We start from the raw sequence: 26,395 nt of genomic DNA, 5'->3' as shown, positions 1-26,395 counted from the left end.
TTATGACTGGAAATCGACCATGAAAACAACACTGCTCTCCCACCCAGTCAAAGCACTGGCCCTGGCCCTCGGCCTGTTCAGCTCGGCGGTGTTTGCCGCCGATGCGCCGCTGAAAGTCGGCACCACGGCGGCCTTCGCCATTCCCCTCGAAGCCGCCGTCGAAGAGGCCGGCAAGCAGGGCCTGAAAGTCGAGCTGGTGGAGTTCACCGACTGGATCGCGCCCAACGTCAGCCTCGCCGCCGGCGATATCGACGTGAATTACTTCCAGCACATTCCGTTCCTGGAAAACGCCAAGGCCGCCGCCGGTTTTGACCTGGTGCCGTTCAAGCCGGGGATCATCAATAACGTCGGTCTGTACTCGAAAAAATTCAAAAGCTTCGATGAGCTGCCCCAGGGCGCCAGCGTGGCCATCGCCAACGACCCGATCAACAGCGGGCGCGGCCTACAACTGCTGGCCAAGGCCGGCCTGATCACCCTCAAGCCGGGCGTGGGCTACAAGGCCACCGAAGACGACATCGTCGCCAACCCGAAACAGCTCAAGATCCTGCAGGTCGAAGCGGTGCAGCTAGTGCGCGCCTATGACGACGCCGACCTGGTGCAGGGCTACCCGGCCTATATCCGCCTGTCCAAGACCTTCAATGCCGAGTCGGCGCTGCTGTTCGATGGCCTTGACCACCCGGAATACGTGATCCAGTTCGTGACCCAGCCCAAGGGCACAACCGACCCACGGGTGATCAAGTTCGTCGAGATCTACCAGCATTCGCCGGTGGTCCGCGCGGCCCTGGATAAATCCCTGGGCACGCTGTACCAAGTCGGCTGGGAAGGCTGAATATGAGCGCCGCCAATGCCCAACTGCGCGACCTGGGCACACTGCCCAGGGACGCGCAACAGACAGAGCTACACCCTGACTTGAACCACGCCCATGTGCGTTTTATCAACCTGGGCAAAACCTACGACGGCACGGTGCATGCGCTGCAAGGCATCGACCTGGCGATCCAGCGTGGCGAAGTGTTCGGCATCATCGGCCGCAGCGGCGCCGGCAAGTCGTCGCTGATCCGCACCATCAACCGCCTGGAACAACCCAGCAGCGGCCGAGTGCTGATCGACCAGGTGGATATCGGCGATTTCGACGAAGACCATCTGGTGGCCTTGCGGCGACGCATCGGCATGATCTTCCAGCACTTCAACCTGATGTCGGCCAAGACCGTGTGGCAGAACGTCGAGCTGCCACTGAAAGTCGCCGGTGTGCCCAAGCCGCAACGCGAGCACAAGGTCCGCGAGCTGCTGGAGCTGGTGGGTTTGCAGGACAAGCACCAGGCGTACCCGGCGCAGTTGTCCGGCGGGCAGAAGCAACGGGTGGGCATCGCCCGCTCGCTGGTGCACGACCCGCAGATCCTGCTGTGTGACGAAGCCACCTCGGCCCTGGACCCGGAGACCACCCAGTCGATCCTCGGCCTGTTGCGCGAGATCAATCAGCGCCTGGGCCTGACCATCGTGCTGATCACCCACGAGATGGCGGTGATCCGCGAAATCTGCGACCGCGTGGTGGTGCTGGAACACGGGCGGATCGTCGAGCAAGGCCCGGTGTGGGAAGTGTTTGGCAACCCCAAGCATCAGGTCAGTAAAACCCTGCTCGCGCCCCTGCAACATGGCTTGCCCGAGGAACTGCAAAAGCGCCTGCGGGCCACGCCAGCGTCGGTGGATGCGGCCGTGGTGCTGCGCCTGCAATTTACCGGCGCCAGCGCGGATGAACCGGACCTCGCCGCACTGTTCAGCGCCCTGGGTGGGCGCGTGCGCCTGCTGCAAGGCGGGGTCGAGCGCATCCAGGGCCACGCCCTGGGGCAATTGCTGCTGGCAGTGACCGGCTCCGCCCTGGACGCCGACACATTACGCACCCGCGCCACGCGCTGGGCACAACAGGTGGAGGTGCTGGGCTATGTGGTTTGATCGTTTATTGCAGGGCGCCATCGACACCTTGTTGATGGTCGGTGTGTCGTCGTTGATCGCGCTGCTGGTGGGTATCCCGCTGGCGGTGTTCCTGGTCACCAGCGACAAGGGCGGCATCTACCAGGCCCCCGCGTTGAATAGGGTGCTGGGGGCGTTCGTCAATCTGTTCCGCTCCATCCCGTTCCTGATTCTGATGGTGGCGCTGATCCCCTTCACCCGGCTGATTGTGGGCACCACCTACGGTGTATGGGCCGCCGTGGTACCACTGACCATCGCCGCCACGCCGTTCTTTGCGCGAATCGCCGAGGTCAGCCTGCGGGAAGTCGACCATGGCCTGATCGAAGCCGCCCAGGCCATGGGCTGCCGGCGCTGGCATATCGTCAGGCATGTGCTGTTGCCGGAAGCGCTGCCGGGGATTGTCGGCGGGTTCACCATTACTCTGGTGACCATGATCAACTCGTCGGCCATGGCCGGAGCGATTGGCGCCGGTGGCCTGGGGGATATTGCCTACCGCTACGGCTACCAGCGTTTCGACAGCCAGATCATGCTCACGGTGATTGTGTTGCTGGTCCTGCTGGTGGCCGCGATCCAACTGGGTGGCGATCGCCTGGCGCGCGGGCTGAACAAGCGCTGAGGTATAGTCGGCACCTCTCTTTGCCCTGGTGCCGACTGCCATGAAACTCGCCCCCGACGACCTCGACCAGATCACCTCTACCACCCTGGGTCACTACAACCAGGTGGCCGAAGATTTTCGCGAAGGTACCCGCGACCATGATGTGAGCCAGAACATCGACGCGTTGCTGCGGCATATCCAGGCGCAGGCGCCGTTTACCGTGCTGGACTTCGGCTGCGGACCGGGGCGGGATTTGCAGACCTTCACCCGGCTTGGGCATATCGCCGTAGGCCTGGATGGCGCCGAGCGTTTCGCGCAGATGGCGCGCCAGGACAGCGGCTGTGAAGTACTGCACCAGGACTTCCTCAAACTGGATCTGCCGGCCGCGCGCTTCGACGGAATTTTTGCCAATGCGGTGCTGTTTCATATCCCCAAGCAGGAACTGCCGCGCATTCTCCAGCAACTGCAGGCTGCGCTGAAACCGGGTGGGGTGTTGTTCAGCTCCAACCCCAGGGGGGAAAACCAGGAGGGCTGGAACGGCCCGCGTTATGGCTCGTATCACGACCTTGCGGCCTGGCAGGCGCTGCTGACCACCGCAGGGTTTGTGGAGTTGGAACACTACTATCGCCCGGCAGGACTGCCGCGCGAGCAGCAGCCTTGGTTGGCCAGTGTGTGGCGTAAGGTAGGGGCTGTCTGAGCGGACGCTATCGCAGCGATGCGGCGACCCGACAAGCCAGCTCCCACATTGTTTTGTGGTGTGTCCAGAATTCCCTGCCGGGTCGAGCCCCCCCCTGTGGGAGCGGGCTTGCCCGCGATGGCGGTAGTACAGGCACTATCTTTGGTGGCTGACATACCGTCATCGCAGGCAAGCCAGCTCCCACATTGGTTTGCGGTGTGTCCAGAAGTCCCTGCCTGGTCAAGCCCCCCTGTGGGAGCGGGCTTGCCCGCGATGGCGGTAGTACAGGCACTATCTTTGGTGGCTGACATACCGTCATCGCAGGCAAGCCAGCTCCCACATTGGTTTGTGGTGTGTCCAGAATTCCCTGCCTGGTCGAGCCCCCCTGTGGGAGCGGGCTTGCCCGCGATGGCGGTAGTACAGGCACTATTTTTGGTGGCTGACATACCGTCATCGCAGGCAAGCCAGCTCCCACATTAGTTTGTGGCGTGTCCAGAATTCCCTGCCTGGTAGAGCTCCCCCTGTGGGAGCGGGCTTGCCCGCGATGGCGGTAGTACAGGCACTATCTTTGGTGGCTGACATACCGTCATCGCAGGCAAGCCAGCTCCCACATTGGTTTGTGGTGTGTCCAGAATTCCCTGCCTGGTCGAGCCCCCCCTGTGGGAGCGGGCTTGCCCGCGATGGCCTCAAGGGCGCTGCCGAGCCACCTGATACACCACCGGACTTTCACCCACCACCCACGCCGTCACACTCTGCCCCGCATACCCGTCCCTCTCCTCCTGCGCAAAGTTGGCCACCAACCGCGTGCCATCGGCAAACGTGGTCTGCTGCACCAGCCGGTCGTTGCTCAGCCAGCGAAAATCCGTCATTGCCTGGGTCGCCAGACGCTCATGCAACGGCCGGAAGAACCCATCCTGACGCTGGATCATCGGCAAGCGCTGCTTCAAGGTAGCGGCGCTCAAGTGATAGAGCGGCGGCACGTTGTACAGCAGTTGGGCCAGCTCGTTTTCCGCCTGCACATTGCTCAGCTTCAGGCTGTCGAACAACCAGTGATGGCTGGTAATGACCGAGCCATGGAACACCGCCTGATACAGCGGCAGGCGCATCGCCGGGGCAAAGTACACGCTGCGCAGCGGCTCTTTGAGCGGCACGCGTTTGAAGAACACCGCCGGTTCCTCCGGTGGATACCAGGCCCCCACGTAGTACGGTGATTGCTTGTCCTGGGTCATCTCACGATCACCCCAGCCCATGACCGGGGTTTGCATGCCATGGGCGAACAACACGCCGCGAGCGGTGGTGGCGTTGCCATCTTCGGAACCCACCGGTAACTGGAGGTGGCTGGCGATCCAGCGGGCGGCGTCGATGTTGCCTTGGGCGTTCTGCGCCTGGGTCATGCCCAGCACCGAGCGATAGCTGTCAAACAGCATGCCGGTGGCGTAGGCGTCGAGGAACCAGGCATTGAACCCGGCCTTGGCCTGCACCGCCGTCACCCGCGCCTCCAGCAATGGGCGGACGCAGCGCGGGTCGGTGTAGTGCCCGGACTTCTGGAAGCCGGTCTTGAGCTGGCCGTTCTTCAGCATGATCGCGCAGTCGCGGTAGGCGCGGCTGCCCAGGTGCGCGGTGGTCCAGTCGGGGTTTTCGCTGGCTGCCAGGGCGGTTTCATAGGAATCATAAGGCGCCATCAAGTACCCGGCCGCGACCCCGTCACGCACCGCCTCCGGGTGCCAGAGCCCGCCCTCCCAGCCTTCGCCCAGGGTCAGCAGCAGGCGTGGCAGGCCACTCTCCTGCAGGGTCTTGATCGTCGTCGAGGATAACGTGCTGCCCCAGGTTTCGGGGTTGGCACGCAAGGCACCGGCAAACGCCAGTGCCAGTTGCTGGCGCAGTGCGCCGTAGCCTTGGGCAAGCGCGGGCATGTCGGGCTCGGTCGTGGCTTGCCAGCCCTGGCGCGCCTTTTTGTTGAGCGCCGCGTTGAGCCCTCTGAGCAACACAGCTTGCTGGTAGCGATCCAGAAACGGCTGGGGGGCTTGCACCACCTGTGCCGCCTCCGAGTCCAGTAGGCCATTGAGTTGTGCGCCCAAGCCATCGGGTGCACGCAGTACGGTGCGTAACTGCTCCCAATCGCGCACATCGCCCAGGCCCAGCAGGTCATTGCCCCACAGGTAGACGTGGCTGGCACCCAATAGCTTTTCGCCGGCCGGCAGGCGTTGCAGTTTGTCGGCCAACGGCTCGTAGAGCCCCTGTTCCACCAGCCATTGGCGGTAGCGCTTGGCACCGGCCAGCAAATCGGCCTCGCCCAGATTCAGGCGCAGGGTCATGGGCGCGGTGGGGTCCAGGGCGGTGAATTCATGATGCAACGACAAGCCCAGGCCCGGGCCCTCGGCCTGCCACTGCAAACGGTTGTTGTAGGGGTTGGTCAGCAGCCAGTTGAGGGTGAAGCTTGCGTGATCAACGCCCCATAACGGCAGGCTCAGGTCCTGGGTGCTATTGACATCCCCCTGCTCCAGCAAAAAGCGCTGCCAGAGGCTGTTGCCGGCTGGCACGTAATGCCCCTCGGCAAGCGGCCAGATCAGGCCCTTGCCCATGGCGCTGGCCGGCTGGCGGACGATCTCCAGCTCGCCGGCCTCGCGGGCGGTGATGGTCAGGATCAGGTCACGCTGGTCCAGGGTGGCGTTCAGCCGATAGGCACCGTTGTCCCATTGCCAGTTGGCGTGTTGAGTGGACTGCTGCAACTGGCTGACCTTATGGGTAGCCACGCCGCTGGAGGCCTGCACCGGCTCGCCGCCGGAAGGGGTCACGCGCACGGCCAGGTTCGCCGGGTCGAGCTCGATGCGCCATTGGGGGTTTTCCAGAACGGTGCCGGCAACGGCCAGTGGCGACAGCAGCAGCACGCAGATGCACAAGGCTCGGCGCAGGTTAAGGGTCATGACGTGGGCCTTCACAGGAGCGAAAGCCCGAGGGTAAAACAGTTCGTTGACCGGAACTAATCCAATACACATTCAGAGAGTTTTCCCACTGCCTGCCCCTGTGGCGAGGGGGCTTGCCCCCGTTGGGCTGCGCAGCGGCCCCTGTAAGATCCACCGGGTTGTATCAGACACACTGAGGTGGCCGGTTTTGGGGCTGCTTTGCAGCCCAACGGGGGCAAGCCCCCTCGCCACAGTAGTGATGCCCAACAGCGTGTTTGCCTTATGGCGCGGCCTCAGGCTCGCGGATTTTGTACCAGGCCACATACAACGCCGGCAAAAACAGCAGCGTCAGCAGGGTGGCGATGATGATCCCGCCGATCATCGCGTAGGCCATCGGCCCCCAGAACACTTCCCGGGCGATGGGGATCATGCCCAGGCTGGCCGCCGCCGCCGTCAGCAGGATCGGCCGGCGCCGGTGCTCGGTGGCCTGCACCACCGCGTCCCATGGCGTGTAGCCTTCCTGTTCATAGGCGTCGATCTGGGTCACCAGGATCACCGAGTTGCGGATGATGATGCCGATCAGCGCGAGGATCCCCAGGATCGCCACAAAGCCCATGGGCGTACCCGTGGGAATCAGCGCCAGGACCACGCCAATCAGGCCCAGCGGGGCCACGCTGGCCACCAGGAACATCTTCTGCACGCTGTGCAACTGGATCATCAGGAAGGTCGCCATCAAGAACAGCATCAACGGCACCACGCTGGCAATCGGGCCCTGGGCCTTGCCGCTTTCCTCCACGGTACCGCCGGTAGCGACCGTGTAGCCCACCGGCAAACCGGCGCTGAATTTCTCGATTTCCGGCTTGAGCTGCTTGACCAGATCGGTCGGCTGCATCTCGTCGCGCACGGCGGCCTTGATGGTGATGGTCGGCTTGCGATCGCGACGCCACACCAGCGGCTGCTCCAACTCGTAACGCACGGTGGCAAAGGCCAGCAGCGGGATCGAAGTGCCGCTGGGCGTGACGATCTGCAGGTTCTGCAAGGTTTCCGGAGTGCCGCGCTCGGCGTCTTCGGCACGGCCGACCACGTTGATCAGGTAGATATCGTCGTGCACCTGGGTCACCGCCGAGCCGCTGACCACGCTGTTCATCAACTGCGCCACGTCTTCGGACGACAGCCCGAGCTGGCGCGCCTTGTCCTGGGCAATATCGATCCGCAGCACTTTGCCCGGCTCGTTCCAGTCATAGATGATCTCGCCCAGGTGGCTGTTTTTATCCAGCAACGTCGCCAGCTCGATGGCGTGTTTACGCACCTGGTCGATGTCCTTGCCCGACACCCGATACTGGATCGGCCGCCCGACCGGCGGGCCCATTTCCAGGGGCTGGACAAAGCTGCCGACGCCCACGAAATCATCGCGCAAGCGCTGTTGCAGGCGCTCGATCAACGCGCCGCGCTCCTCCAGGCCCTTGCTGACGATCACCAGCTGCGCGTAGTACGGGTTCTCCAGTTGCTGGTCCAGGGGCAGGTAGAAACGGATCGCGCCCTGGCCGATGTAGGTGCTCCAGCGCGCGATATCCGGGTCGTCCTTGATGATCGCTTCCAGCCGGTCCACAGCCTTGCGCGTTTCATTGATCGAGGCGTTTTGCGGCAGGTTGAGGTCGACGAGGATCTCCGGGCGATCCGACGACGGGAAAAACTGGTTCTGCACAAACTGCATGGAAAACACCGACGCCGCAAACAACAGCACCGTCAGGCCAATCGCCCACCAGCGATTGCGCATGGCCCACAGCATGCCGGCGTTGAACACCCGCCCGACCCGCCCCGGCTCGTCACTGTGGGGTTTGACCTTGGTGCTGAGGATATGCACGCCGATCACCGGCGCAAACAACACGGCCACCACCCACGACACCAGCATCGCCACGGCAATCACCGCAAACAGGGTAAAGGTGTACTCACCCGCCGAGCTGGCGTTAAGGCCAATCGGTACGAAGCCGGCCACGGTCACCAGGGTGCCAGTGAGCATCGGGAACGCGGTGGAGGTGTAGGCGAAGGTCGCCGCCTGCTCCAGGGTCTCGCCCTTTTCCAGGCGCGTGATCATCATTTCCACGGTGATCATCGCGTCATCCACCAGCAAACCGAGGGCGATGATCAACGCGCCCAGCGACACCCGCTGCATGGTGATGCCGCTGTACTCCATAAAGACAAATACCAGCGCCAGCACCAGCGGGATCGAGCACGCCACCACCAGCCCGGCGCGCAGGCCGAGGCTGATAAAGCTCACCACCAGCACGATGATCACCGCTTCGAACAGCGCACTGGTGAAGCCACCAACGGCCTCTTCCACCACCTCGGCCTGGTCCGAGACCTTATGCACGCCGATGCCCACCGGCAGGTCGGCAGTCAGCTCATCCATACGCTGGTGGAGCGCCTTGCCGAATTCCTGGATATTGCCGCCCTTCTGCATGGCGATGGCCAGGCCGATGGCTTGCTGGCCATTGAAACGAAACATCGGCCGCGCCGGATCCACATAACCACGGCTGATATCCGCGATATCCGCCAGGCGATAAAAGCGGTCATTGAGCCGCAGGTTGACGTCGGCCAGATCCTTCTCCGAGGCAAATTGCCCGGAGGTGCGTACCGAAATTCGCTCTGGCCCGGCCTCGATCACCCCGGCCGGGGTCACCGCGTTCTGCGATTGCAGGCTCTGCACCACTTGCCGTTGGTCAATCCCCAGGGCGGCGAGTTTGCGCGTGGAAAAATTCAGGTAAATCACTTCGTCCTGCTGGCCGATCATCTCGACCTTGCCCAACCCCGGCACCGCCCGGATCTCGGCGCGCACCTGTTCGACGTAGTCGCGCAGCTGGCGCATCGACATGCCATCGGCGGTAAAGGCATACACCGAGCCAAACACATCGCCGAACTCGTCGTTGAACGACGGACCCTGCAAGCCTTGGGGGAAGGTGCCGCGAATGTCGTCGACCTTCTTGCGCACCTGGTACCAGATCTCGGGGATCGCCTTGGCGCTGGTGGTGTCTTTGAGGAACACGAAAACCGTGGACTCACCGGGCCGGGTGTAGCTTTTCACGTAATCCAGCGAGTCCAGCTCTTCGAGCTTTTTCTCGATGCGGTCGGTGACCTGCTTGAGGGTTTCTTCCTGGGTTGCGCCCGGCCAGCGGGTCTGGATCACCATGGTCTTGATGGTGAAGGACGGATCTTCTTCACGCCCCAGGTTCATGTAGGAAAACACGCCCATCAGCAGCGCAACGAACATCAGGTACCAGACGAAGGACTGATGCTTGAGCGCCCAGTCGGATAAGTTGAAGCTCCCTTTCATCGTGGGCTGTCCTCGTCGGTTTTGACTTTTTGTCCGGGCTTGAGGCTGTTGACGCCGGCGCTGACCACACGCTCGCCAGGCTGCACCCCGCCGCTGAGCACAACACTGCTGGCATCACGGCTGACCAGGGTCACGTCACGGGGCTGCACGGTCTGCTGCTGCAGATCCATGACCCAGATGCGGGTCTTGCCCTCGACGTCCTGCACTGCGCTGGCGGGCAGTTCGATACGTGGGGCGATGGCCGAGCTCAAGGTCACACTGATCGCCGTGCCCAACCGGAACGCCGGGGGCGTCTGGGCCAGGGTCAGGCGCGCGCGACGGGTGCGGGTCGCGCTTTGTGCCTGGGGTTCGATCTCGCGCACGGTGGCGGTGGTGTTGATGCCGGGCTCCAACTGGCTGGCCACCAGAAACACCACATCGGGCGGCAAGCGCTCGGCCAGGCCAGCCGGCAGGTCGATCACCGCTTCCTTGATATCCGGGCGGGCCAGGGTCACTACTTGCTGGCCGGCGCTGACCACCTGGCCGGCTTCGGCATTCCAGGCGGTCACGATGCCGCCGTGGTCGGTGCGCAGTTCGGCGTAGTTGAGCTGATCCCTGGCCTGGGCCACCGACGCCTTGGCCTGGTCGAGAGAGGCCTGGGTGGTTTTCAGGTCGGTCTGGGCAATGTCCAGCTGCGCCTGGGCGCCGACGCCACGGTTGAACAGTTCCTGCTGGCGGCGTGCATTGGCCTGGGCATTGATAAATTGCGCCTGGACCCGCGCCAGTTCGCCCTGGGCGGCGCGCAACTGGTTCTGCTGGTCGGTGGGGTCAAGCACCGCCAGCAAGGCGCCCTTGCTCACTTCGGCGCCCACATCCACCGCGCGCCGGGCAATGCGACCGGGCACTCGGAAGCCCAGGTTGCTTTCGTAGCGTGCCTGGATCGTTCCGGCGAAGCGCCCGAGGTTTTCCTGGTCTTCAGCTTTCACCTCGACCCAGAGCACTGGCCTTATAGGCTCCGGCGCCGGCTCTTCCTTGGAACAGGCGATCAGCAACAGGCTGCTGGCGAGGATCAGCGTCAGGCGCTTCATGGCTGCACTCCGCTGGCCTGGGCCTGGTCCGGCGCCTGGGCGATCTCCACCAACATGCCTGGGTGCAGCAATTGCCCGCCGGCCACCACGACTTTTTCGCCGCCTTTGAGGCCATCGCTGATGATCACTTTGCCGGTCAGGTAGCGCGCGACAGTGACCTTGTGCAGTTGCGCCTTGCCGTCACCGTCCACCAGCCACACGGCAGGCTCGCTGAGGTCTTTGGTCAGTGCCGCCCAGGGCAGCTCGACGCTGGGTTTGGCTTGCCCATTGGCAGTGGCACTGACGACCGACCCCAGTTGCATGCCCTTGGGCAAGGCATCCAGGGCGATCTTTACTTGCACCGTGCCGCTGTTGGCGGCGACGGCCGGGGTCACTTCACGCACTCGGCCCACGGCCTTGATGCTCGGGTTGTCCAGCAGGCTGACAGTGATTGGTACATCCGGTACAGGCTCCGCCAGCAGCGATTCGTACACGTTGAACACCGCATCGCGCTCGCCATCACGGGCCAGGCTGAAAATCGGCACGGTGGCCTGCACCACCTGGCCGACTTCGGCCTGCCGTGCGGTAATCACCCCTGGCGCTTCGGCGATCAACGCCGTATAGCCCAGTTGCTCACGTGCGTTGGCCAACTGCGCCTGCGCGGCCGCCAGGGCACTTTGGCTGCTGCGCAATGCAGCCTGGGCGGCGTCGTATTCGCTGCGGCTGGTGTAGCCCTTGGGCAGGAGTTTTTCCTGGCGCACAAAGGCCGCGGCCGTCTGTTTGACCCGTGCCTGTTCCGCCACCACCTGGGCCTGGGCGGAATCGACATTGGTCTGCAAATCCTTGGGATCGAGCTTGGCCAGCACTTGCCGGGCTGTCACGCGGTCGCCGACATCGACCATGCGCTGGATAATTTTGCCGCCGACGCGGAACGACAAATCGGTCTGCACCCGCGCCTGGATATCCCCGGTTAGGGTCACTGCGGCGGCGAAATCGGTCGGCTGCACCGTTTGCACAAACACCCTGGAATGGGCCTTGGGTTCAGGTTTTTCCTGGCCACAGCCGCTCAGCAATGCCAGCAGGGCAAGGCCACAAATAACTGTTGAGGTGGGACCGCCCATGCAGACTCCTTTCGCGTAATACTGACGTGCCAGTGTGTATGCGACTGTGAGCTTAGTTCAGGGTTCCACCTTCATCTGAGTGATTTACAGGCCTGCGATGATGCGGTTCTACGCGATAAGATGTTGGTCCATGCCGGCGCGGAACGCCCTCAATGCTCAAGACCTTAGCGGTAGCCAATTACCGCTCGATCAATAAATTGGTGGTACCGCTGGATCGGCTGAACCTGATCACCGGCCCCAATGGCAGCGGCAAGTCCAACCTGTACCGCGCCTTGCGCCTGCTGGCAGAAACCGCCCAGGGCGGCGTGATCAATGCGCTGGCCCGTGAAGGGGGCCTGGATTCGACGTTCTGGGCCGGCCCCGAAAACGTCAGCCGGCGCATGCTCAATGGCGAAATCCCGGTACAAGGCAGCGTGGCCCAAGGCGCCAAGCGCTTGCGCCTGGGCTTTGCCGGGGAGGATTTCAGCTACGCGATTTCCCTGGGCTTGCCAGTACCCAGCTCGTCGTATTTTTCCCTCGACCCCGAGATCAAGAAGGAATGCATCTGGGCCGGTCACGTCTATCGCCCGGCCAGCCTGCTGGTGCAGCGCTCCGGGGCGATGGTGCGCGCCCGAGACGGGCAGGCCTGGGATGTGCTGGCCCAGCACACGCCGAACTACCACAGCCTGTTCGACCAGGTCGGCAGCCTGCACGGCTCGCCGGAAGTGCTGATGCTGCGCGAAAGCATTCGTGGCTGGCGCTTCTACGATCACTTTCGCAGCGACGCCGATGCACCTGTGCGCCAGCCGCAACTGGGTACGCGCACGCCGGTGCTGCATCACGATGGCCGCGACCTCGCGGCCGCGTTGCAGACCATCCGCGAAATCGGCAATCCCGAGGCATTGCAGCAGGCGGTGAGTGATGCGTTCCCCGGCGCACGCCTGCATATCGAGCCGTTGCAGGGCGGACGTTTTACCATTGAGTTTTATCAGGAAGGCTTGCTGCGGCCACTATCGGCGGCAGAGTTATCGGACGGCACCTTGCGTTACCTGCTGCTGATCGCCGCCCTGCTGACGCCACGCCCGCCGACGATGATGGTGCTCAACGAACCGGAAACCAGCCTGCACCCGGACCTGTTGCCGGCCTTGGCGCGCCTGATTATCCAGGCATCAAGGCACTGCCAGGTGTGGGTGGTGTCCCATGCCAGCCGCTTGATTGCGGCGTTGCAGCAGGATGAGGGATGCAATTCGATTGTGCTGGAGAAGGTGCTGGGGCAGACGCAGATTGTGGGGCAGCGGGTGTTGGATGAGCCGGCCTGGCATTGGCCGAGTTAGGCGGTGCCTGCACCGGCCTCAGATCAATACCGACTCATAGGTGCGCTCGATGATTTGCTGGCCGACCTTGATCACATCCACCACGCCGATCAGCACCGCCAGGGAACTGGTCTTGATGATCCGCGTGTAGACGTTGATGGTTGGCGGCGTCATGCGCTTGAGCGCCTGGGGCAGCAGCACGTAGCCATAGAGTTGCGGCGCCGACAAGCCAATCGGCAGGCCAAAAAACAGCAGATACAGCCACACCAGCACCGGAATCGCGCGGAACAATTCCAGGTAAATGCGCAGCAGCAGGTTGATCGCGCGCGCATTCAAAGTGCGCAGCACCCCATACACCACCCCGCCAATCGTGCTGAAGGCGATGCTCAAAAACGAAATCGACAGGGTTTGCGCAGCGCCCTTGCCCAGTTGCGGCAGCGACAGCGGCAAGAACAGCAGCACGCAAATCAGCGTGAGCACGGCGAGCATTTCGTAAGTCTTGTAGTAGAGGGCGATGTAGCTTTTGGTGGTCTAGAGAATCACTGGCGCCGCCACTGCCGAAACCACTGTGGTTTCCTTGAGCAAAAAAATGAAATTGGCGAACAGCGCCGGCAGGCTGAGGATCCCGGCCTGGGGCAGGATCACATGGCGCAGCAACTGCCAGTCGGACAGGCCGATGGACTTGCCCGACTCGATCAGCGCCACCAGCAGCGAGGTGCCAATGGCGATCAAGCCCACTTGCAGGGTTACCCCCACGGCCTTGAGAAACGCCGGCAGGGTGCTGAGGATAAACGCGTAGTCTAAGGTCATTTCAAGTCCTGGGCGCCGCAGGGGTAATGCGGCGTAAACGCAGTCCGGTTCGACGCGGTAACGTCGGCAGAAGCTGACTTTAAAGGTATAAAAACCAAAATTTAAATACCGAAATAGCATATTGATATCACCCAAAAAGCTAACCTGCGAATTCGCCGGGATGGCAGGTGACAGCTATTGTTCTGGGGGATGTAGGAAGGGTCTTTTTTCAGCGCTGAACCACAAGGAAGGACAGCGCATGGCCAGACTGAGGGCCATTTAACCAGCGAGGGAATGACAGATGAACGAGGCGAAACCGATTGATCCGCAGGACTTGGTGAAGTGGCTGGTGGCGCTGCGGCGGGCGATCAACCGCCGGGATTAACAGGCATAACACCAACCCAATGTGGGAGCAGGCTTGTGTGGGAGCTGGCTTGCCTGCGATGCAGACACCTCGGTTTATCAGTATTACCGAGGTGATGCTATCGCAGGCAAGCCAGCTCCCACACAAGCTCAGCTCCCACATTTCTTGAAGGGGGTTTGGCAAATCAGAACGCTGGCAAGACCGCGCCGCTGTATTTCTTCTCGATGAAGGCTTTGACTTCAGGGCTGGTCAGGGCCTTGGACAGTTTCTGGATCGCGGCGCTGTCCTTGTTGTCTGGACGAGCCACCAGATAGTTCACGTACGGCGAGTCGGCGCCTTCAATGATCAGTGCATCCTTGGCTGGGTTCAGGCCGGCTTCCAGGGCGTAGTTGGTGTTGATCATGTCCAGGTCAACCTGGTCCAGGACGCGCGGCAGCAGGGCCGATTCCAGCTCCTTGAACTTCAGGTTCTTCGGGTTGCTGGCGATATCCTTTGGCGTGGACAGGGCGTTTTTCGGGTCCTTGAGGGTAATCAGGCCGGCCTTTTGCAGCAGCAACAGGGCGCGACCGCTGTTGGAGCCTTCGTTGGGAATGGCCACGGTGGCGCCGTCTTTCAGGTCTTCAAGCTTGGTGACTTTCTTCGAGTAGCCGCCAAACGGTTCTACGTGCACGCCAATCACGGTGACCAGGTTGGTGCCTTTACCCTTGTTGAAGTTTTCCAGGTACGGCAGGGTCTGGAAGTAGTTGGCGTCCAGGCGCTTCTCGGCCACTTGCACGTTCGGTTGCACGTAGTCGGTGAAGACTTTGATTTCCAGGTCCACGCCTTCTTTGGCCAGGGTCGGCTTGATCAGCTCAAGGATCTCGGCGTGCGGCACCGGGGTGGCCGCGATCACCAGTTTTTCGTTGGCTTGAGCGATACCGGCAGTCAGGGCAGCCGCCAGGGCGGTGAACAACAGAACCTTTTTCATGCAGTGTCCTTAATCGAAAATCCGGGACGTCGGTGACGGCCACTTCTTATGGGGGTGCCAGCGATGTGCTATCGCGGCGTGGAATGGACAATACCGATATTTTTTATTCCCGAACAATACCTTTTATTCACGTTGATATTCCATTTTGTTCATACAGAGCCCAAGCCCCGAAACAGACGCGTCAACGCTGCGCGCTCGACTTCGCTGCCGCTGCTCAGGATCTGTCGCACCTGATGCTCAATCTGCGCCACCGACGCCACCGGCAGGTTCAGATGCTCCGGCAGGATCTCATCGCCACTGCTGACCAGCAGCGCAAAGTGGATCACGTTCTCCAGCTCCCGCGTATTGCCCGGCCAGCTGTGTTGCTCCAGCAGCCGCTGCGCGTCCTCACTGATTAGCGGCACCGGCAAGTCCAGGCGCTGGCTGTAGATGCCCAGGAAGTACTCGGCCAGGGACAGGATGTCGCCTACGCGCTCGCGCAGCGCCGGCAGCTCCAGTTGGCCTTCGCTGAGGTAATGGAATAGGCGCTCGTGGAACTTGCCGACGGCCACGGCCTGGGCCAGGTCGATGCTGGTGGCGGCGACCAGGCGCACATCCACCGGGCTCGGTTGATGCGCCCCTACGCGGGTGACTTCGTGGTTTTCCAGGGCGGCGAGCAGCTTGATCTGGATCGGCAGCGGCAAGTCGCCGATCTCATCGAGGTACAAGGTGCCGCCGTTGGCCGAGCCGAACCAACCGGCCCGGCTGCTGGCCGCGCCGCTGTGGCTGCCGGCGGCATAGCCGAACAGTTCGGCATCGGCATAAGTCGGGCTGATCGCACCGCAGTTGACCGACACAAACAAGCCGCTGCGGTCACTGCCGCGATGGACATGGCGCGCCAGCAGCTCTTTACCGCTGCCGGTTTCGCCGCGAATCAGTACGGGCAAGGCACGCGGGGCCAGGCTTTCGAGGTCTTCGCGCAGTTGCCGGGAACGGGGGTCGACAAATACCAGCGCCTTGGCGCGGATGCTCAAGGGGCTTTTTTCGGCGTCGGGGAAGGTCAGCAACGGCTGGCCGAAGGTTTCATGCAGGCTCATGGCAGGCTCCCGCCCCGTTTCCATTCAAGGGACGGGGCGTTGAAAAGGTATTAGGCGCGGCGTCGGGAGTGATGCTCCAGACGGTTTTGCAGGCGATAGAGGTAGGCGAAACCCTGCTCCCAGCGCTGGTGGCCGGACTTCACGTTGATATGCCCGGCACCTGCGAGAATCCCGGCTTCAGCCCCCCAGTTACGCGCCAGCTCCAGGGCCCGAGGGGCGCTGACCGCACTGTCGTTGTCGGAGCTGACGACCTGGCTGGGAAACGGCAGCAGGTCACGGGGAATCGGTGCAAAGTTGCGCAACGCCGGCGCACACGCCGGGCGCTCGACATCTGCCGGGGCCACCAGCAAGGCCCCACGCACCTGGCGCAGGAACTGCAACGGCGCGCTGGCCGCCCAGTGCGCCACGGTGATGCAACCCAGGCTGTGGGCGATAAGAATCACTGGGGTGCTGTCGGCCGCAATGGCTTCGGCCAGGGCCGCCACCCAGTCTTCACGGCGCGGGGTCAACCAGTCGGCCTGCTCCACGCGGGCGCTGTTGGGCAGGCTGTTCTGCCAATGGGTTTGCCAATGATCTTCTGGCGATCCCTGCCAGCCCGGCACGATCAGGTAACGGATCAACTCGCTGTGCATGGGTGTGCCCTCCTGCAGCGTTTAACGTTGCTGACCAGTATAGGGACGGGGCATATATTCGTTAAGGAATAAGAAGCTATTTACTAATAACCAAAAACACAGTCACTTCAATAAAGCCGGGGTCTTCAGGTACGCGGCGTTGGCTGAAGACCCCGGCGCCGGCAGGGAAAAACCGAGGCTCATCGGTGGAACTTCCGGCGGCACAATCGGCAGTACCGGCACCGGTTTCTGGCTGACCCAGTAGATCACCGCGCCATGCAGCGCCAGCGTCAACAGGCCCACTAAAATGCGTTCACGGCGACTTCAGGATGCTTTACGCGCCTGCAAAATATTCCTCAAAGGCATGCCTCAGCGCGGGTTGGCCTCGCATAAATCCCACAATTGCCGCTGCAGGCTCTGCCCCGCCGCCCCCATCCCATTGCGCCCATACAGCGCCAGCCGCACGCCCTGCACCGCGGGCAAACCACTGTCGGCGCCGAGCACCACATGCCCGGCCTGCACCACTCGCTCAGGCAGCAGGCTGATGCCCAACCCCGCCGCCACCGCCGAACACACACTGGCCAGGCTCGCGCTGGAATAGCCAATGCGCCAGCGCCAGCCACCGACCTCCAGATGCTGGAGCATTTCATTGCGGTACAGGCCGCCCACCGGGAACGCCACCAAGGGCAATGGATCGCGGCCCAGGGCCGGCATGTGGCGGCTGTCGACCCAGCACAACGGCTCCGGCCAGGAGGCCAGGCAGTCGTCGCTGTCGCCCATCTGCTTGACCAGCAACACATCGAACTCACCGCCGCGATACTGGCGCAACAGCGCCGGCCCCAGGCCGCTGGTGACCTCCAGGCGCACCCGTGGGTAGGCCACGACAAACGCCGACAGCAACGGCATCAAGCGCTCGGCGGCAAAATCTTCGGGCACGCCCAGGCGCAGCACGCCGTCGCTCTGCTGGTTGATCAGCACATCGGCGGCTTCTTCGTTGAGTGCCAGGATGCGCCGCGCATAGGCCAGCAGGCGCTCGCCCTCGACCGTCGCCACCACCCGGCGCTGATCCCGGTCGAGCAAGCGGCAGCCGACACTGTCTTCCAGGCGGCGCAATTGCTGGCTGACCGTAGATTGGGTCAAGTGCAGGCGCTCGGCGGCGCGGGTGAAATTCGCGCAATCCACGACGGCGACAAAACTGCGCAACAGCACGGGATCGAACATGGGCACCACCATCTCGTTTGCCACTGGTTGGCATGGTTATATTTAATTTCAGAATACCCCAGGCGGTGGCCATACTTCGCGTTCATTGCACTGAAGCGAGGTTCCCATGGCATGGCCCATTCCTTTCAAAACCGCCGTGCTGGCGCTGGGGTTGATGGTGGCGAGTAGCGCCATGGCGGCCGATAAAGATCTGCTCGACGCCGTGCGCGGCGGGCAGTTGGCACAGGTCGAACAGTTGCTGGCCAAGGGCGTTGACCTTGATGTCCGCGCCATTGATGGCAGCACCCCGCTGTTGCTGGCCACCCAGGCCAATCGCATCGACATCGCCCGCGCCCTGATCGAAGCCGGGGCTGATGTGAACCGCAAGAACCTGATGCAAGACAGCCCCTACCTGCTGGCCGGCGCCAGCGGCCACGATCAGATCCTGGCCATGACCCTGGCCCATGGCGCCGATCTCAAGAGCACCAATCGCTACGGTGGCACCGCCCTCATTCCTGCCTGTGAGCGCGGGCACGTGCAAACCGTGCGCCTGCTGATCGACGCTGGAGTCGACGTCAACCACGTCAACCGCCTGGGCTGGACCGGCCTGATGGAAGCCATCGTGCTCTCGGACGGCGGGCCGCCGCATCAGCAAATCGTCGCCATGCTGATCGCTGCCGGCGCCGACGTGAACCTGCCCGACCGCGACGGCGTCAGCCCACTGCAACAGGCGCAAAAACGTGGTCAGGTCGCCATCGCCCAACGCCTGCAAGCAGCCGGTGCGCAATGAGTTCACAGAGCGATCAAGCCTGGCTGCAGCGCGCCGTGGCCCTGGCGCAGGACAACGTGGCCCAGGGTGGACGGCCGTTTGGCGCCGTCCTGGTCAAGGACGGCGCAGTGCTGGTGGAAGCGGTCAACCAGATCCACCTCGACCAGGACCCCACCGCCCATGCCGAGATGCTCGCCATGCGCCGCGCCAGCCAACAGCTCGGTACGCGCCTTGAAGGCTGTGTGATCTACGCCAGCGGCCAGCCGTGCCCGATGTGCCTGGGCGCGATGTACCTGTGCGGCGTGTCCCGCGTGGTGTTTGCCGCGAGCAATGAAATGGCGGCACCTTTTGGCCTGTCGACCGCAGCGATTTACCAACAGATGAGCCTGCCATTGACCGCCCAGCAACTGCCCGTCGAGCACCTGCCGGTGCCGGCCATGCAAGCCCTTTACCGCCAATGGAAGACCCTGCATGCCCCTGAATAAATCCCTCGCCGGCTGGGGCCTGCTGGTCGTGCTGGGCCTCAACCTGCGGCCGATCCTCAGCTCTATCAGCCCGTTGCTCGGGGAAATCCGCCTGGCCACCGGCTTGAGTTTCCAGAGCAGTGCCCTGCTCACCAGCCTGCCGGTGGTGTGCATGGGTTTGGTGGCGCTGGTGGGCATCCGCGTCGAAGCGCAGTTGGGCGAGCGGCGCGGGATTGCCCTGGGCTTGATGATGATCCTGCTGGCGTGCCTGGCGCGCTGGCTGCTGGGTCAGGCACCGGCGCTGCTGGCCACGGCCTTGCTGGGCGGGGCCGGGGTGGCGCTGATCCAGGCGCTGGTGCCGGCGATGATCAAGCGCCAGTTCCACCACCGGGTGCCGCTGGCGATGGGGGTGTATTCGGCCTCGTTGATGGGGGGCGGTGGCTTGGCGGCGCTGCTCAGCCCGCTGGTGGCCAGCCATTTCCAGCACTGGCAGGCCGGCCTCGGCATCTGGCTGCTGCCGGCGCTCGGCGCGTTGCTGCTGTGGGCATGGCTGCCGTTGGGCGCGGCGAAAAACCTGCAGGCGACGGCGCCGCTCAAGGGCCTGCGCAATTGCCGTGCCTGGTTGCTGGCGCTGTATTTCGGCCTGGTGAATTGCGGGTACATGAGCATGGTGGCGTGGCTGCCGGCGTACTACCAGCAACTGGGTTGGGGCGTGCTGCCCAGCGGCTCGCTGCTGGCGTTCATGACGATTTTCCAGGTGATCGCCGCGCTGTTGATGCCGGCGCTGGCGCAACGCGGTATCGACCGCAGGCCCTTGCTGACCATCAGCCTGCTGGCCCAGACCGTGGGCTACCTCGGCCTGCTGCTGGCGCCGCTGCAATACCCGCACCTGTGGGTGGCGCTGATCGGCTTCGGCCTGGGGGCGTGCTTTGCCCTGAGCCTGCTGTTGACCCTGGACCATCGCCGCGACCCACGGGAAGCCGGGCAACTGGCGGCATTCGTGCAGGGCGTGGGTTTTCTGATCAATGCTGTGTCGCCATGGATGACCGGTTGGCTGCGCGAACTCACCGGCAGTTTTGTCAGCGCCTGGGTGGTGCTGGCCGTGACGGTGATCGCGATGCTGGTGGTGACCCGGGTCTTCAGCCCGGCCACCTACCGCAGCGCCACCGTCCCTGGCTAGAAGTCGTAGCGCGCCAGGTGCACGATGAACACACCGTCACCGGTTGGGAGCTGTTCGGGCGCCGGGCGATTCGCCAGGGGCAGTGGAAGGCGGTGTACATCCCCGGGCCCTTGGGGCCGGCGACCTGACAGTTGTATGACTTGGGCAGGGATCCTGGGAGATCCATGATCTGGCGTCGAGCCAGCCGGACTGAGGTTATTTAGTGCCTGGGAGGGCCCTTTCGCGAGCAAGCCCGCTCCCACATTTGACCGAGTACATTCTTTGGAATGTGGTCGGATGTGGGAGCGGGCTTGCTCGCGAAAGGGCCGCTACAGGCACCGCCTACCCCTGCGCCATCTCCCGCAACCGCTGGGCATCGAGTATCTCAATCTCCCCATACCCCAACCGCACAACGCCCTGCTCTTGCAACGCCTTGAGCAGCGCATTGGTGGTCTGGCGCGACACACCCAGCATCGCCGCCAAATCCTCCTGCGCCAATTGCACCACACGCCGCGAGCCGTCGATCTCGCCATAACCCTCGGCAATCATCCACAACCGATGGGCCACCCGCACCGATGCGGGCGCAAGGCTCAACTGCTCGATATTGATAAAGGTCAGCCGCAACTTCTGGCTCATCAGCAAGGCCATGTCCCGCCAATAGGCCGGGCTTTGCGCAAGCAAGTGCAGGATCGCCGACTGCGGGACCTGCAACAGCGTGCAAGGCCCGACCGCACAAGCGTCGTGGGTGCGTGGCAGGCCGTCGAACACGGCGATTTCGCCAAACCAGAAAGGCGCTTGCGCCAGGCTCAACAACGCTTCCTTGCCCTGCTCGTTCACCGCGCTGATGCGCAGGCTGCCATCGAGCACCGCATACAAGCCGCACGGTGGGTCGCCGCGCTTGAACAGCACCTGCCCCGCCGCCAGCTGCCGCACGCGGGCGTTGGCCAGCAAGCTATGCTGCAAGGGAGCAGGCAGATGGCGGTACCAGTGGCCGCTGGACAGGCGCCCATGCCAAGACTCTGCGTCCATGAGAACTCCAAAGATTGTCGCCCAGTTGACAGTTTGTCGCAGTCCTACAGGGCATGATCAAGCATCCTACAGGAGGAATAACAATGAAAAGCCTCGTCGACCATCTGAGCCAATACGCCGCCTACCACCGCGACCCGCGCAACATCGCCAGCCACTTTATCGGCATCCCCATGATCGTGGTGGCCGTCGCCGTGCTGCTGTCACGCCCCGAATGGCAAGTGGCCGGCCTGTGGCTGTCACCGGCGGTGCTGCTGGCACTGTTTTCTGCGGGGTTCTACCTGCGCCTGGAACTGGCGCTGGGGGTGTTGATGAGCGTGCTGATGGGCCTGTCGGTGTGGGCCGGGCATGTGCTGGCGGCGCAAAGTACGCTGGTGTGGCTCAGCAGTGGTATCGGCCTGTTTGTGCTGGGCTGGGTGATCCAGTTTGTCGGCCACTACTACGAGGGGCGCAAGCCTGCGTTCGTCGATGACGTGTCCGGGCTGATCGTGGGGCCGTTGTTTGTGGTGGCGGAGCTGGCGTTTCTGCTGGGGTTGCGCCATGAGCTCAAGCGGCAGATTGAAGAGCGGGCGGGGCCGGTGCGCGCGCGTCACAAGAACGCCACGATCTGAGAAGCACCGGTAATCCAAATGTGGGAGCGGGCTTGCTCGCGAAAGCGGTGGTTCAGTCGGTACATCCAGTGACTGACACTGCGCGTTCGCGAGCAAGCCCGCTCCCACAGATTTTTTGCAATTTTTTAAGCCTTTTGCCAGACCTTGGGCTTGAAGAACAACGTCTCGCCCCGCGCCAGCCCGGTCAGGCTGTCGTGATCCTTCACCACTTCCGCTTCGATCAGTTCGCTCTGGCCTTCGACCTTCAGCGTGACCCGCGTGGTGGCGCCCAGCGGGCGGATGTCGCGCACTTGCGCGGCATGGTGGCCTTCCAGTTCATGGCGTGACAACGACACTTCGTGGGGGCGGAACAGCAGGTGCTGGTCTGCACCCAGGTGCAGGCGGTTGGAGTCGCCGAGGAAGTGATAGACGAAATCGCTGGCCGGGTTTTCGTAGACGTCGCCCGGTGAGCCGATCTGCTCGATCACGCCCTTGTTCATCACCACGATCCGGTCGGCAACTTCCATGGCTTCTTCCTGGTCGTGGGTCACGAACACCGAGGTCAGGTTGATGTCCTCGTGCAGGCGTGCCAGCCAGCGGCGCAGCTCTTTACGGACCTTGGCGTCCAGGGCACCGAAAGGCTCGTCGAGCAGCAGTACCTTGGGCTCCACCGCCAGGGCACGGGCCAGGGCGATCCGCTGGCGCTGGCCGCCGGAGAGTTGTTCCGGGTAGCGGTCCGACAGCCAGTCCAGTTGCACCATGTTCAGCAGTTCGTGGACCTTGGCGGCGATCTGGGTTTCGTTCGGGCGCTGGTTCTTCGGCTTCATGCGCAGGCCGAAGGCGACGTTGTCGAACACGGTCATATGGCGGAACAGCGCGTAGTGCTGGAACACAAAGCCGACGTTGCGATCACGCACATCGTGGCCGGACACGTCTTCACCGTGGAACACGATGCTGCCGGCATCCGGGGTTTCCAGGCCGGCAATGATGCGCAGCAAGGTGGTCTTGCCGCAGCCGGAGGGGCCAAGCAAAGCCACCAGCTCGCCACTCTGGATATCCAGGTTGATGCTGTCCAGGGCCTTGAAGGCGTTGAAGTTCTTGCTGACGTTACGGACTTCGATCGACATGACTTATTCCTCAGCCGCACCGGCGCGCAGGCGGTTAATACGGTTCTCGCTCCACTGCTTGAGCAGCAGGATGAAGAGCGCCAGGATCAGCAACAGACTCGCCACCGCAAACGCGGCGACGTGGTTGTATTCGTTGTAGAGAATCTCGACGTGCAGCGGCAGGGTGTTGGTCACGCCGCGAATGTGCCCGGACACCACCGACACCGCGCCAAACTCACCCATCGCCCGCGCGGTACACAGCACCACGCCGTAGATCAGGCCCCACTTGATGTTGGGCACGGTGACATGCCAGAACATCTGCCAGCCATTGGCGCCCAGCAGGCGTGCGGCTTCTTCTTCCTGGGTGCCCTGCTCCTGCATCAGCGGGATCAGTTCACGGGCCACGAACGGCACGGTGACGAAGATCGTCGCCAGCACGATGCCCGGCAAGGCGAAGACGATCTGGATATCGTGATCCTGCAGCCACGGGCCGAAGAACCCCTGGGCACCGAACATCAGCACATAGACCAGGCCGGCGATGACCGGCGAGACCGAGAACGGCAGGTCGATCAGGGTCACCAGCATGCTTTTGCCACGGAATGAGTACTTGCTCACGCACCAGGCCGCACTGACGCCGAATACCAGGTTGAGCGGCACCGAAATCAGCACCGCAATCACCGTCAGCTTCAAGGCCGACAGCGCGTCCGGCTCAAAGATCGCGGCAAAGAATGCGCCCAGGCCGAGCTTGAGGCCCTGGGACACCACGATAAACAGCGGCAACAGCAGGAACAAAGCGAAGATCAGCCAGCCAAGGCCGATCAGGATGCGTCGCGACACCGCACTGCCACGGCGGGCAGCATTGGCCGAAGACGCGGCGGAAATAGACGATTGGGACATGTTCCGCGCCTCCTTATGGGTGTTCGATGCGCCGCTGCAACAAGTTGATCAGCAGCAGCAGGACAAAGGAAACCACCAGCATCAGCACGCCGATGGAGGTAGCGCCGGTGTAGTCGTATTGGTCGAGCTTGACCATGATCAGCAGCGGCAGGATCTCGGTTTTCATCGGCATGTTACCGGCGATGAAAATCACCGAACCGTACTCACCCACACCTCGGGCGAACGCCAGGGCGAACCCGGTCAGCCAGGCCGGCAGCAGCGCCGGCACGAGGATGTAGCGAAACACCTGCCAGGGCTTGGCGCCCAGGCAGGCGGCGGCTTCTTCGATTTCCCGGGGGATATCGGCCAGCACCGGCTGCACCGTACGCACCACGAAAGGCAGCGTGACGAAGGTCAGGGCCAGGGTGATGCCCAGCGGGGTGTAGGCGATCTTGAAGCCCATGTCGGTGGCGAACTGGCCGACCAGGCCGGACGGCGCGTACAGCGCAGTCAGCGCAATACCGGCCACGGCGGTGGGCAGGGCAAACGGCAGGTCGATCATCGCGTCGATGATCTTGCGCCCAGGGAAGGTGTAGCGCACCAGCACCCACGCCAGCAGCGTACCGATCACGCCGTTGATCAGCGCGGCATACAGGGCGGTACTGAAGCTCAACTTCAAGGCTGCCCAGACCCGCGGCGCCGAGATGATGGCCCAGAACTGATCCCAGGTGAGTTGGGCGGCGTGGACGAACATGGCCGCCAGCGGTATGAGCACAATCAGGCTGAGGTACACCAAGGTGTAGCCCAGCGTCAGCCCGAAGCCGGGTATGACGGGGGAGATACGACGCGACATAAAAGTCCTTGGTTAACAGTTCAATACCACTGCAGGAACGAACTCATGTGGGAGCGGGCTTACTCGCGAAAGCGGTGTGCCAGTCAACGCATTTAGTGACTGACATACCGCTTTCGCGAGCAAGCCCGCTCCCACACAAGCCGCATTCCACAGGGAGGCCGTGTTGGTTATTGGGCAGTGTAGATCTGGTCGAACACGCCACCGTCATTGAAGAATTTCGGTTGGGCAGTTTTCCAGCCGCCGAAGTCTTTGTCGATAGTCACCAGCTCCAGTTTCGGGAACTGCTGGGCGTACTTGGCGGCCACATCCTTGTCACGCGGGCGGTAGAAGTTCTTCGCCGCGATCTCCTGGCCAGCCGGGCTGTACAAGTGGTTGAGGTACGCCGTGGCGATTTCGGTGTTGCCCTTTTTCTCGGCGTTCTTGTCGACCACGGCCACGGGTGGCTCGGCGAGGATCGACAGGGACGGCACGATGATGTCGAACTTGTCAGCGCCGCCATCTTCCTTGAGGGCCAGGAAGGCTTCGTTTTCCCAGGCCAGCAACACGTCACCCTGACCGTTGTTGACGAAGGTGATGGTCGAACCGCGAGCACCGGTGTCGAGGATCGGCACGTGCTTGAACAGCGCTTTCACGTATTCCTGGGCCTTGGCTTCGCTGCCACCGACCTTGAGGCCATAGGCCCAGGCGGCGAGGAAGTTCCAGCGGGCGCCGCCGGAGGTTTTCGGGTTCGGCGTGATCACCGAGACGTCGTTCTTGATCAAGTCGCCCCAGTCCTTGATGCCCTTGGGGTTGCCCTTGCGCACCAGGAACACGATGGTCGAGGTGTATGGCGTGCTGGCTTCAGGCAGGCGGGTCTGCCAGTTCTCCGGCAGGGTCTTGCCCAGCTTGGCGATTTCGTCGATGTCGCCGGCCAGTGCCAGGGTCACCACGTCGGCGCGCAGGCCGTCGATCACCGCCCGGCCTTGCTTGCCCGAACCACCGTGGGATTGCTGGATCTTGACGTTGTCGCCAGGGTGCGCCTTTTTCCAGAAACTGGTGAATTCGGCGTTGTACGCCTGGTACAGCTCACGGGTCGGATCGTAGGAAACGTTAAGCAGCTCGTAATCCTTGGCCACTGCGGAACCGGCAAACACGGCGCTGGCCAGGGCGGCCAGGGCGTAACGGCGAATCGACGACATAGACAAGCTCCTGAAATTCTTGGGTGTTGGCTTTTCTTATAAGTACGGGTCCTGCAATCGAAGCGCCGTCTTGGCTCAGCTCGTTTTGTTGCCTGGGCTCTGCAGGCGGAATTTCTCTTTACGTTCGATCTGCACCACTTGGGCGTTGTGTACGGTGATTTCCACTGCGCCGAAACGCAGGTCACGCAATGCGCTTTGGATCTCGCGCAAAATGGCTGCTTCGTCCTGGCCGTCGACGCTGCGTAGAGATGCGCTCATGGTCGTGCTCCTGAAATGAGAAGTGCCTGGCAGTGGCGGCACTGCTTGCGGCGTGAGAGCGATAGTAGATAAGCGCTGATATTCTTAAAAATACTATTTAAGAATGTTTATATAACCAGAAAGAATTTTCAGGCAGGACACGACGTTAAGGCGTGCGCAGATAAAAATGTGGGAGCGGGC

The 26,395-nt window shown here is 62.8% G+C and carries 24 protein-coding genes and 3 pseudogenes; 10 read left to right on the top strand and 17 right to left on the bottom strand.

The features are described 5' to 3' along the window. Window positions 1-19 precede the first annotated feature (19 nt). From PSH80_RS01010 to PSH80_RS00995, 4 genes are read left to right on the top strand one after another with little or no spacing between them, the layout of a single operon-like run. A complete protein-coding gene (locus PSH80_RS01010; protein ID WP_115127148.1) occupies window positions 20-829 on the top strand; it encodes a MetQ/NlpA family ABC transporter substrate-binding protein in 810 nt (269 codons plus the stop codon). 2 nt (window positions 830-831) lie between these two features. After that, a complete protein-coding gene (locus tag PSH80_RS01005; RefSeq protein ID WP_169990616.1) occupies window positions 832-1,947 on the top strand; it encodes a methionine ABC transporter ATP-binding protein in 1,116 nt (371 codons plus the stop codon). Beyond that, the gene (locus tag PSH80_RS01000) at window positions 1,937-2,581 is read left to right on the top strand and encodes a methionine ABC transporter permease (protein WP_057957985.1); all 645 of its coding nucleotides are present in this window, start codon (window positions 1,937-1,939) and stop codon (window positions 2,579-2,581) included. The genes PSH80_RS01005 and PSH80_RS01000 overlap by 11 nt, the downstream gene beginning before the upstream one ends. A 40-nt stretch (window positions 2,582-2,621) precedes the next feature. After that, on the top strand, window positions 2,622-3,257 hold the full coding sequence (locus PSH80_RS00995) for a bifunctional 2-polyprenyl-6-hydroxyphenol methylase/3-demethylubiquinol 3-O-methyltransferase UbiG (protein ID WP_057444596.1): 636 nt from the start codon (window positions 2,622-2,624) through the stop codon (window positions 3,255-3,257). A gap of 665 nt (window positions 3,258-3,922) precedes the next feature. Here the strand turns inward: PSH80_RS00995 and PSH80_RS00990 are convergent. From PSH80_RS00990 to PSH80_RS00975, 4 genes are all read right to left on the bottom strand, one after another. Next, the gene (locus PSH80_RS00990; RefSeq protein WP_305418829.1) at window positions 3,923-6,160 is read right to left on the bottom strand and encodes a glycoside hydrolase; all 2,238 of its coding nucleotides are present in this window, start codon (window positions 6,158-6,160) and stop codon (window positions 3,923-3,925) included. Between the two features lie 259 nt (window positions 6,161-6,419). Next, window positions 6,420-9,470: an efflux RND transporter permease subunit gene (locus PSH80_RS00985; RefSeq protein ID WP_120731218.1), complete on the bottom strand. Its 3,051-nt coding sequence runs from the start codon at window positions 9,468-9,470 to the stop codon at window positions 6,420-6,422. After that, on the bottom strand, window positions 9,467-10,537 hold the full coding sequence (locus PSH80_RS00980) for an efflux RND transporter periplasmic adaptor subunit (protein WP_057957981.1): 1,071 nt from the start codon (window positions 10,535-10,537) through the stop codon (window positions 9,467-9,469). The genes PSH80_RS00985 and PSH80_RS00980 overlap by 4 nt, the downstream gene beginning before the upstream one ends. After that, window positions 10,534-11,637 carry an efflux RND transporter periplasmic adaptor subunit gene (locus tag PSH80_RS00975; protein WP_057957980.1) on the bottom strand — a complete coding sequence of 368 codons (1,104 nt, stop codon included), beginning with the start codon at window positions 11,635-11,637 and terminating at the stop codon, window positions 10,534-10,536. Before PSH80_RS00975 ends, PSH80_RS00980 begins: the two co-directional genes overlap by 4 nt. Window positions 11,638-11,789: 152 nt before the next feature. On the opposite strand from PSH80_RS00975, the gene PSH80_RS00970 reads away from it, so the two are divergent. Next, window positions 11,790-12,950 (top strand): AAA family ATPase, encoded by a 1,161-nt coding sequence (locus PSH80_RS00970; protein ID WP_200659231.1) that lies wholly within the window; start codon window positions 11,790-11,792, stop codon window positions 12,948-12,950. Between the two features lie 21 nt (window positions 12,951-12,971). Here PSH80_RS00970 and PSH80_RS00965 read toward each other — a convergent pair. From PSH80_RS00965 to PSH80_RS00935, 7 genes and pseudogenes are all read right to left on the bottom strand, one after another. Then, window positions 12,972-13,373 (bottom strand): annotated as a pseudogene (locus tag PSH80_RS00965) (ABC transporter permease subunit); the annotation flags it as partial. Then, window positions 13,365-13,739 (bottom strand): annotated as a pseudogene (locus tag PSH80_RS00960) (ABC transporter permease subunit); the annotation flags it as partial. The pseudogenes PSH80_RS00965 and PSH80_RS00960, both read right to left, overlap by 9 nt. Before the next feature lie 527 nt (window positions 13,740-14,266). Beyond that, window positions 14,267-15,049, bottom strand: coding sequence for a MetQ/NlpA family ABC transporter substrate-binding protein (locus tag PSH80_RS00955; RefSeq protein ID WP_057437018.1), 783 nt, complete (start codon window positions 15,047-15,049; stop codon window positions 14,267-14,269). Window positions 15,050-15,198: 149 nt separating this feature from the next. Further along, a complete protein-coding gene (locus PSH80_RS00950) occupies window positions 15,199-16,125 on the bottom strand; it encodes a sigma 54-interacting transcriptional regulator (protein ID WP_057437016.1) in 927 nt (308 codons plus the stop codon). A gap of 50 nt (window positions 16,126-16,175) precedes the next feature. After that, a complete protein-coding gene (locus PSH80_RS00945; protein WP_032856553.1) occupies window positions 16,176-16,757 on the bottom strand; it encodes an alpha/beta hydrolase in 582 nt (193 codons plus the stop codon). A 102-nt stretch (window positions 16,758-16,859) separates the two neighbouring features. Then, complete coding sequence (locus PSH80_RS00940; RefSeq protein WP_057957977.1) at window positions 16,860-17,039, bottom strand: hypothetical protein; 180 nt, start codon at window positions 17,037-17,039, stop codon at window positions 16,860-16,862. Between the two features lie 66 nt (window positions 17,040-17,105). Further along, complete coding sequence (locus PSH80_RS00935) at window positions 17,106-17,957, bottom strand: LysR family transcriptional regulator (protein WP_057957984.1); 852 nt, start codon at window positions 17,955-17,957, stop codon at window positions 17,106-17,108. Between the two features lie 154 nt (window positions 17,958-18,111). Between PSH80_RS00935 and PSH80_RS00930 the strand changes: the two genes are divergently transcribed. From PSH80_RS00930 to PSH80_RS00915, 4 genes and pseudogenes are all read left to right on the top strand, one after another. After that, window positions 18,112-18,726 (top strand): ankyrin repeat domain-containing protein, encoded by a 615-nt coding sequence (locus PSH80_RS00930; protein WP_225923862.1) that lies wholly within the window; start codon window positions 18,112-18,114, stop codon window positions 18,724-18,726. After that, window positions 18,723-19,190 carry a nucleoside deaminase gene (locus tag PSH80_RS00925; RefSeq protein ID WP_128593630.1) on the top strand — a complete coding sequence of 156 codons (468 nt, stop codon included), beginning with the start codon at window positions 18,723-18,725 and terminating at the stop codon, window positions 19,188-19,190. The genes PSH80_RS00930 and PSH80_RS00925 overlap by 4 nt, the downstream gene beginning before the upstream one ends. Beyond that, window positions 19,177-20,349, top strand: a complete 1,173-nt coding sequence (locus PSH80_RS00920) for a CynX/NimT family MFS transporter (protein WP_057957974.1) — start codon at window positions 19,177-19,179, stop codon at window positions 20,347-20,349. Before PSH80_RS00925 ends, PSH80_RS00920 begins: the two co-directional genes overlap by 14 nt. A 17-nt stretch (window positions 20,350-20,366) precedes the next feature. Continuing rightward, a pseudogene (locus tag PSH80_RS00915) lies at window positions 20,367-20,536 on the top strand (arylsulfatase); the annotation flags it as partial. A 134-nt stretch (window positions 20,537-20,670) separates the two neighbouring features. Here PSH80_RS00915 and PSH80_RS00910 read toward each other — a convergent pair. Further along, on the bottom strand, window positions 20,671-21,357 hold the full coding sequence (locus tag PSH80_RS00910) for a Crp/Fnr family transcriptional regulator (protein ID WP_057957973.1): 687 nt from the start codon (window positions 21,355-21,357) through the stop codon (window positions 20,671-20,673). An 83-nt stretch (window positions 21,358-21,440) separates the two neighbouring features. Between PSH80_RS00910 and PSH80_RS00905 the strand changes: the two genes are divergently transcribed. After that, window positions 21,441-21,965: a DUF962 domain-containing protein gene (locus PSH80_RS00905; RefSeq protein WP_305418818.1), complete on the top strand. Its 525-nt coding sequence runs from the start codon at window positions 21,441-21,443 to the stop codon at window positions 21,963-21,965. Between the two features lie 125 nt (window positions 21,966-22,090). Here PSH80_RS00905 and PSH80_RS00900 read toward each other — a convergent pair whose 3' ends face one another. The 5 genes from PSH80_RS00900 to oscA form a co-directional block, all read right to left on the bottom strand. Further along, window positions 22,091-23,071 (bottom strand): sulfate/molybdate ABC transporter ATP-binding protein, encoded by a 981-nt coding sequence (locus PSH80_RS00900; RefSeq protein WP_169990531.1) that lies wholly within the window; start codon window positions 23,069-23,071, stop codon window positions 22,091-22,093. A 3-nt stretch (window positions 23,072-23,074) separates the two neighbouring features. Beyond that, entirely contained in the window at window positions 23,075-23,947 is an 873-nt protein-coding gene (gene cysW, locus PSH80_RS00895; protein WP_029299486.1) for a sulfate ABC transporter permease subunit CysW, read from the bottom strand. A 13-nt stretch (window positions 23,948-23,960) separates the two neighbouring features. After that, the gene (gene cysT, locus PSH80_RS00890) at window positions 23,961-24,779 is read right to left on the bottom strand and encodes a sulfate ABC transporter permease subunit CysT (protein WP_057436992.1); all 819 of its coding nucleotides are present in this window, start codon (window positions 24,777-24,779) and stop codon (window positions 23,961-23,963) included. A gap of 167 nt (window positions 24,780-24,946) precedes the next feature. Then, window positions 24,947-25,957, bottom strand: coding sequence for a sulfate ABC transporter substrate-binding protein (locus tag PSH80_RS00885; RefSeq protein ID WP_198818430.1), 1,011 nt, complete (start codon window positions 25,955-25,957; stop codon window positions 24,947-24,949). A 75-nt stretch (window positions 25,958-26,032) separates the two neighbouring features. Further along, on the bottom strand, window positions 26,033-26,215 hold the full coding sequence (oscA, locus tag PSH80_RS00880) for a sulfur starvation response protein OscA (RefSeq protein WP_057436988.1): 183 nt from the start codon (window positions 26,213-26,215) through the stop codon (window positions 26,033-26,035). Window positions 26,216-26,395 lie beyond the last annotated feature (180 nt).

Origin of the sequence: Pseudomonas sp. FP818 (assembly GCF_030687335.1) — a bacterium.
Lineage (GTDB): Bacteria > Pseudomonadota > Gammaproteobacteria > Pseudomonadales > Pseudomonadaceae > Aquipseudomonas > Aquipseudomonas shahriarae.
This window is presented reverse-complemented; position numbering and strand designations above follow the sequence as displayed.

What these genes read in the sequence shown, in the direction of transcription:
- PSH80_RS00900 (WP_169990531.1), bottom strand. Translation starts at nt 23,071, where the DNA reads ATGTCGATCGAAGTCCGTAACGTCAGCAAGAACTTCAACGCCTTCAAG.
- PSH80_RS00885 (WP_198818430.1), bottom strand. Translation starts at nt 25,957, where the DNA reads ATGTCGTCGATTCGCCGTTACGCCCTGGCCGCCCTGGCCAGCGCCGTG.
- PSH80_RS00995 (WP_057444596.1), top strand. Translation starts at nt 2,622, where the DNA reads ATGAAACTCGCCCCCGACGACCTCGACCAGATCACCTCTACCACCCTG.
- PSH80_RS00985 (WP_120731218.1), bottom strand. Translation starts at nt 9,470, where the DNA reads ATGAAAGGGAGCTTCAACTTATCCGACTGGGCGCTCAAGCATCAGTCC.
- PSH80_RS00975 (WP_057957980.1), bottom strand. Translation starts at nt 11,637, where the DNA reads ATGGGCGGTCCCACCTCAACAGTTATTTGTGGCCTTGCCCTGCTGGCA.
- PSH80_RS00955 (WP_057437018.1), bottom strand. Translation starts at nt 15,049, where the DNA reads ATGAAAAAGGTTCTGTTGTTCACCGCCCTGGCGGCTGCCCTGACTGCC.
- PSH80_RS01000 (WP_057957985.1), top strand. Translation starts at nt 1,937, where the DNA reads ATGTGGTTTGATCGTTTATTGCAGGGCGCCATCGACACCTTGTTGATG.
- PSH80_RS00980 (WP_057957981.1), bottom strand. Translation starts at nt 10,537, where the DNA reads ATGAAGCGCCTGACGCTGATCCTCGCCAGCAGCCTGTTGCTGATCGCC.
- PSH80_RS00970 (WP_200659231.1), top strand. Translation starts at nt 11,790, where the DNA reads ATGCTCAAGACCTTAGCGGTAGCCAATTACCGCTCGATCAATAAATTG.
- PSH80_RS00905 (WP_305418818.1), top strand. Translation starts at nt 21,441, where the DNA reads ATGAAAAGCCTCGTCGACCATCTGAGCCAATACGCCGCCTACCACCGC.
- PSH80_RS01005 (WP_169990616.1), top strand. Translation starts at nt 832, where the DNA reads ATGAGCGCCGCCAATGCCCAACTGCGCGACCTGGGCACACTGCCCAGG.
- PSH80_RS00935 (WP_057957984.1), bottom strand. Translation starts at nt 17,957, where the DNA reads ATGTTCGATCCCGTGCTGTTGCGCAGTTTTGTCGCCGTCGTGGATTGC.
- PSH80_RS00945 (WP_032856553.1), bottom strand. Translation starts at nt 16,757, where the DNA reads ATGCACAGCGAGTTGATCCGTTACCTGATCGTGCCGGGCTGGCAGGGA.
- PSH80_RS00990 (WP_305418829.1), bottom strand. Translation starts at nt 6,160, where the DNA reads ATGACCCTTAACCTGCGCCGAGCCTTGTGCATCTGCGTGCTGCTGCTG.
- cysT (WP_057436992.1), bottom strand. Translation starts at nt 24,779, where the DNA reads ATGTCGCGTCGTATCTCCCCCGTCATACCCGGCTTCGGGCTGACGCTG.
- PSH80_RS01010 (WP_115127148.1), top strand. Translation starts at nt 20, where the DNA reads ATGAAAACAACACTGCTCTCCCACCCAGTCAAAGCACTGGCCCTGGCC.
- PSH80_RS00950 (WP_057437016.1), bottom strand. Translation starts at nt 16,125, where the DNA reads ATGAGCCTGCATGAAACCTTCGGCCAGCCGTTGCTGACCTTCCCCGAC.
- oscA (WP_057436988.1), bottom strand. Translation starts at nt 26,215, where the DNA reads ATGAGCGCATCTCTACGCAGCGTCGACGGCCAGGACGAAGCAGCCATT.
- PSH80_RS00910 (WP_057957973.1), bottom strand. Translation starts at nt 21,357, where the DNA reads ATGGACGCAGAGTCTTGGCATGGGCGCCTGTCCAGCGGCCACTGGTAC.
- PSH80_RS00930 (WP_225923862.1), top strand. Translation starts at nt 18,112, where the DNA reads ATGGTGGCGAGTAGCGCCATGGCGGCCGATAAAGATCTGCTCGACGCC.
- PSH80_RS00920 (WP_057957974.1), top strand. Translation starts at nt 19,177, where the DNA reads ATGCCCCTGAATAAATCCCTCGCCGGCTGGGGCCTGCTGGTCGTGCTG.
- cysW (WP_029299486.1), bottom strand. Translation starts at nt 23,947, where the DNA reads ATGTCCCAATCGTCTATTTCCGCCGCGTCTTCGGCCAATGCTGCCCGC.
- PSH80_RS00925 (WP_128593630.1), top strand. Translation starts at nt 18,723, where the DNA reads ATGAGTTCACAGAGCGATCAAGCCTGGCTGCAGCGCGCCGTGGCCCTG.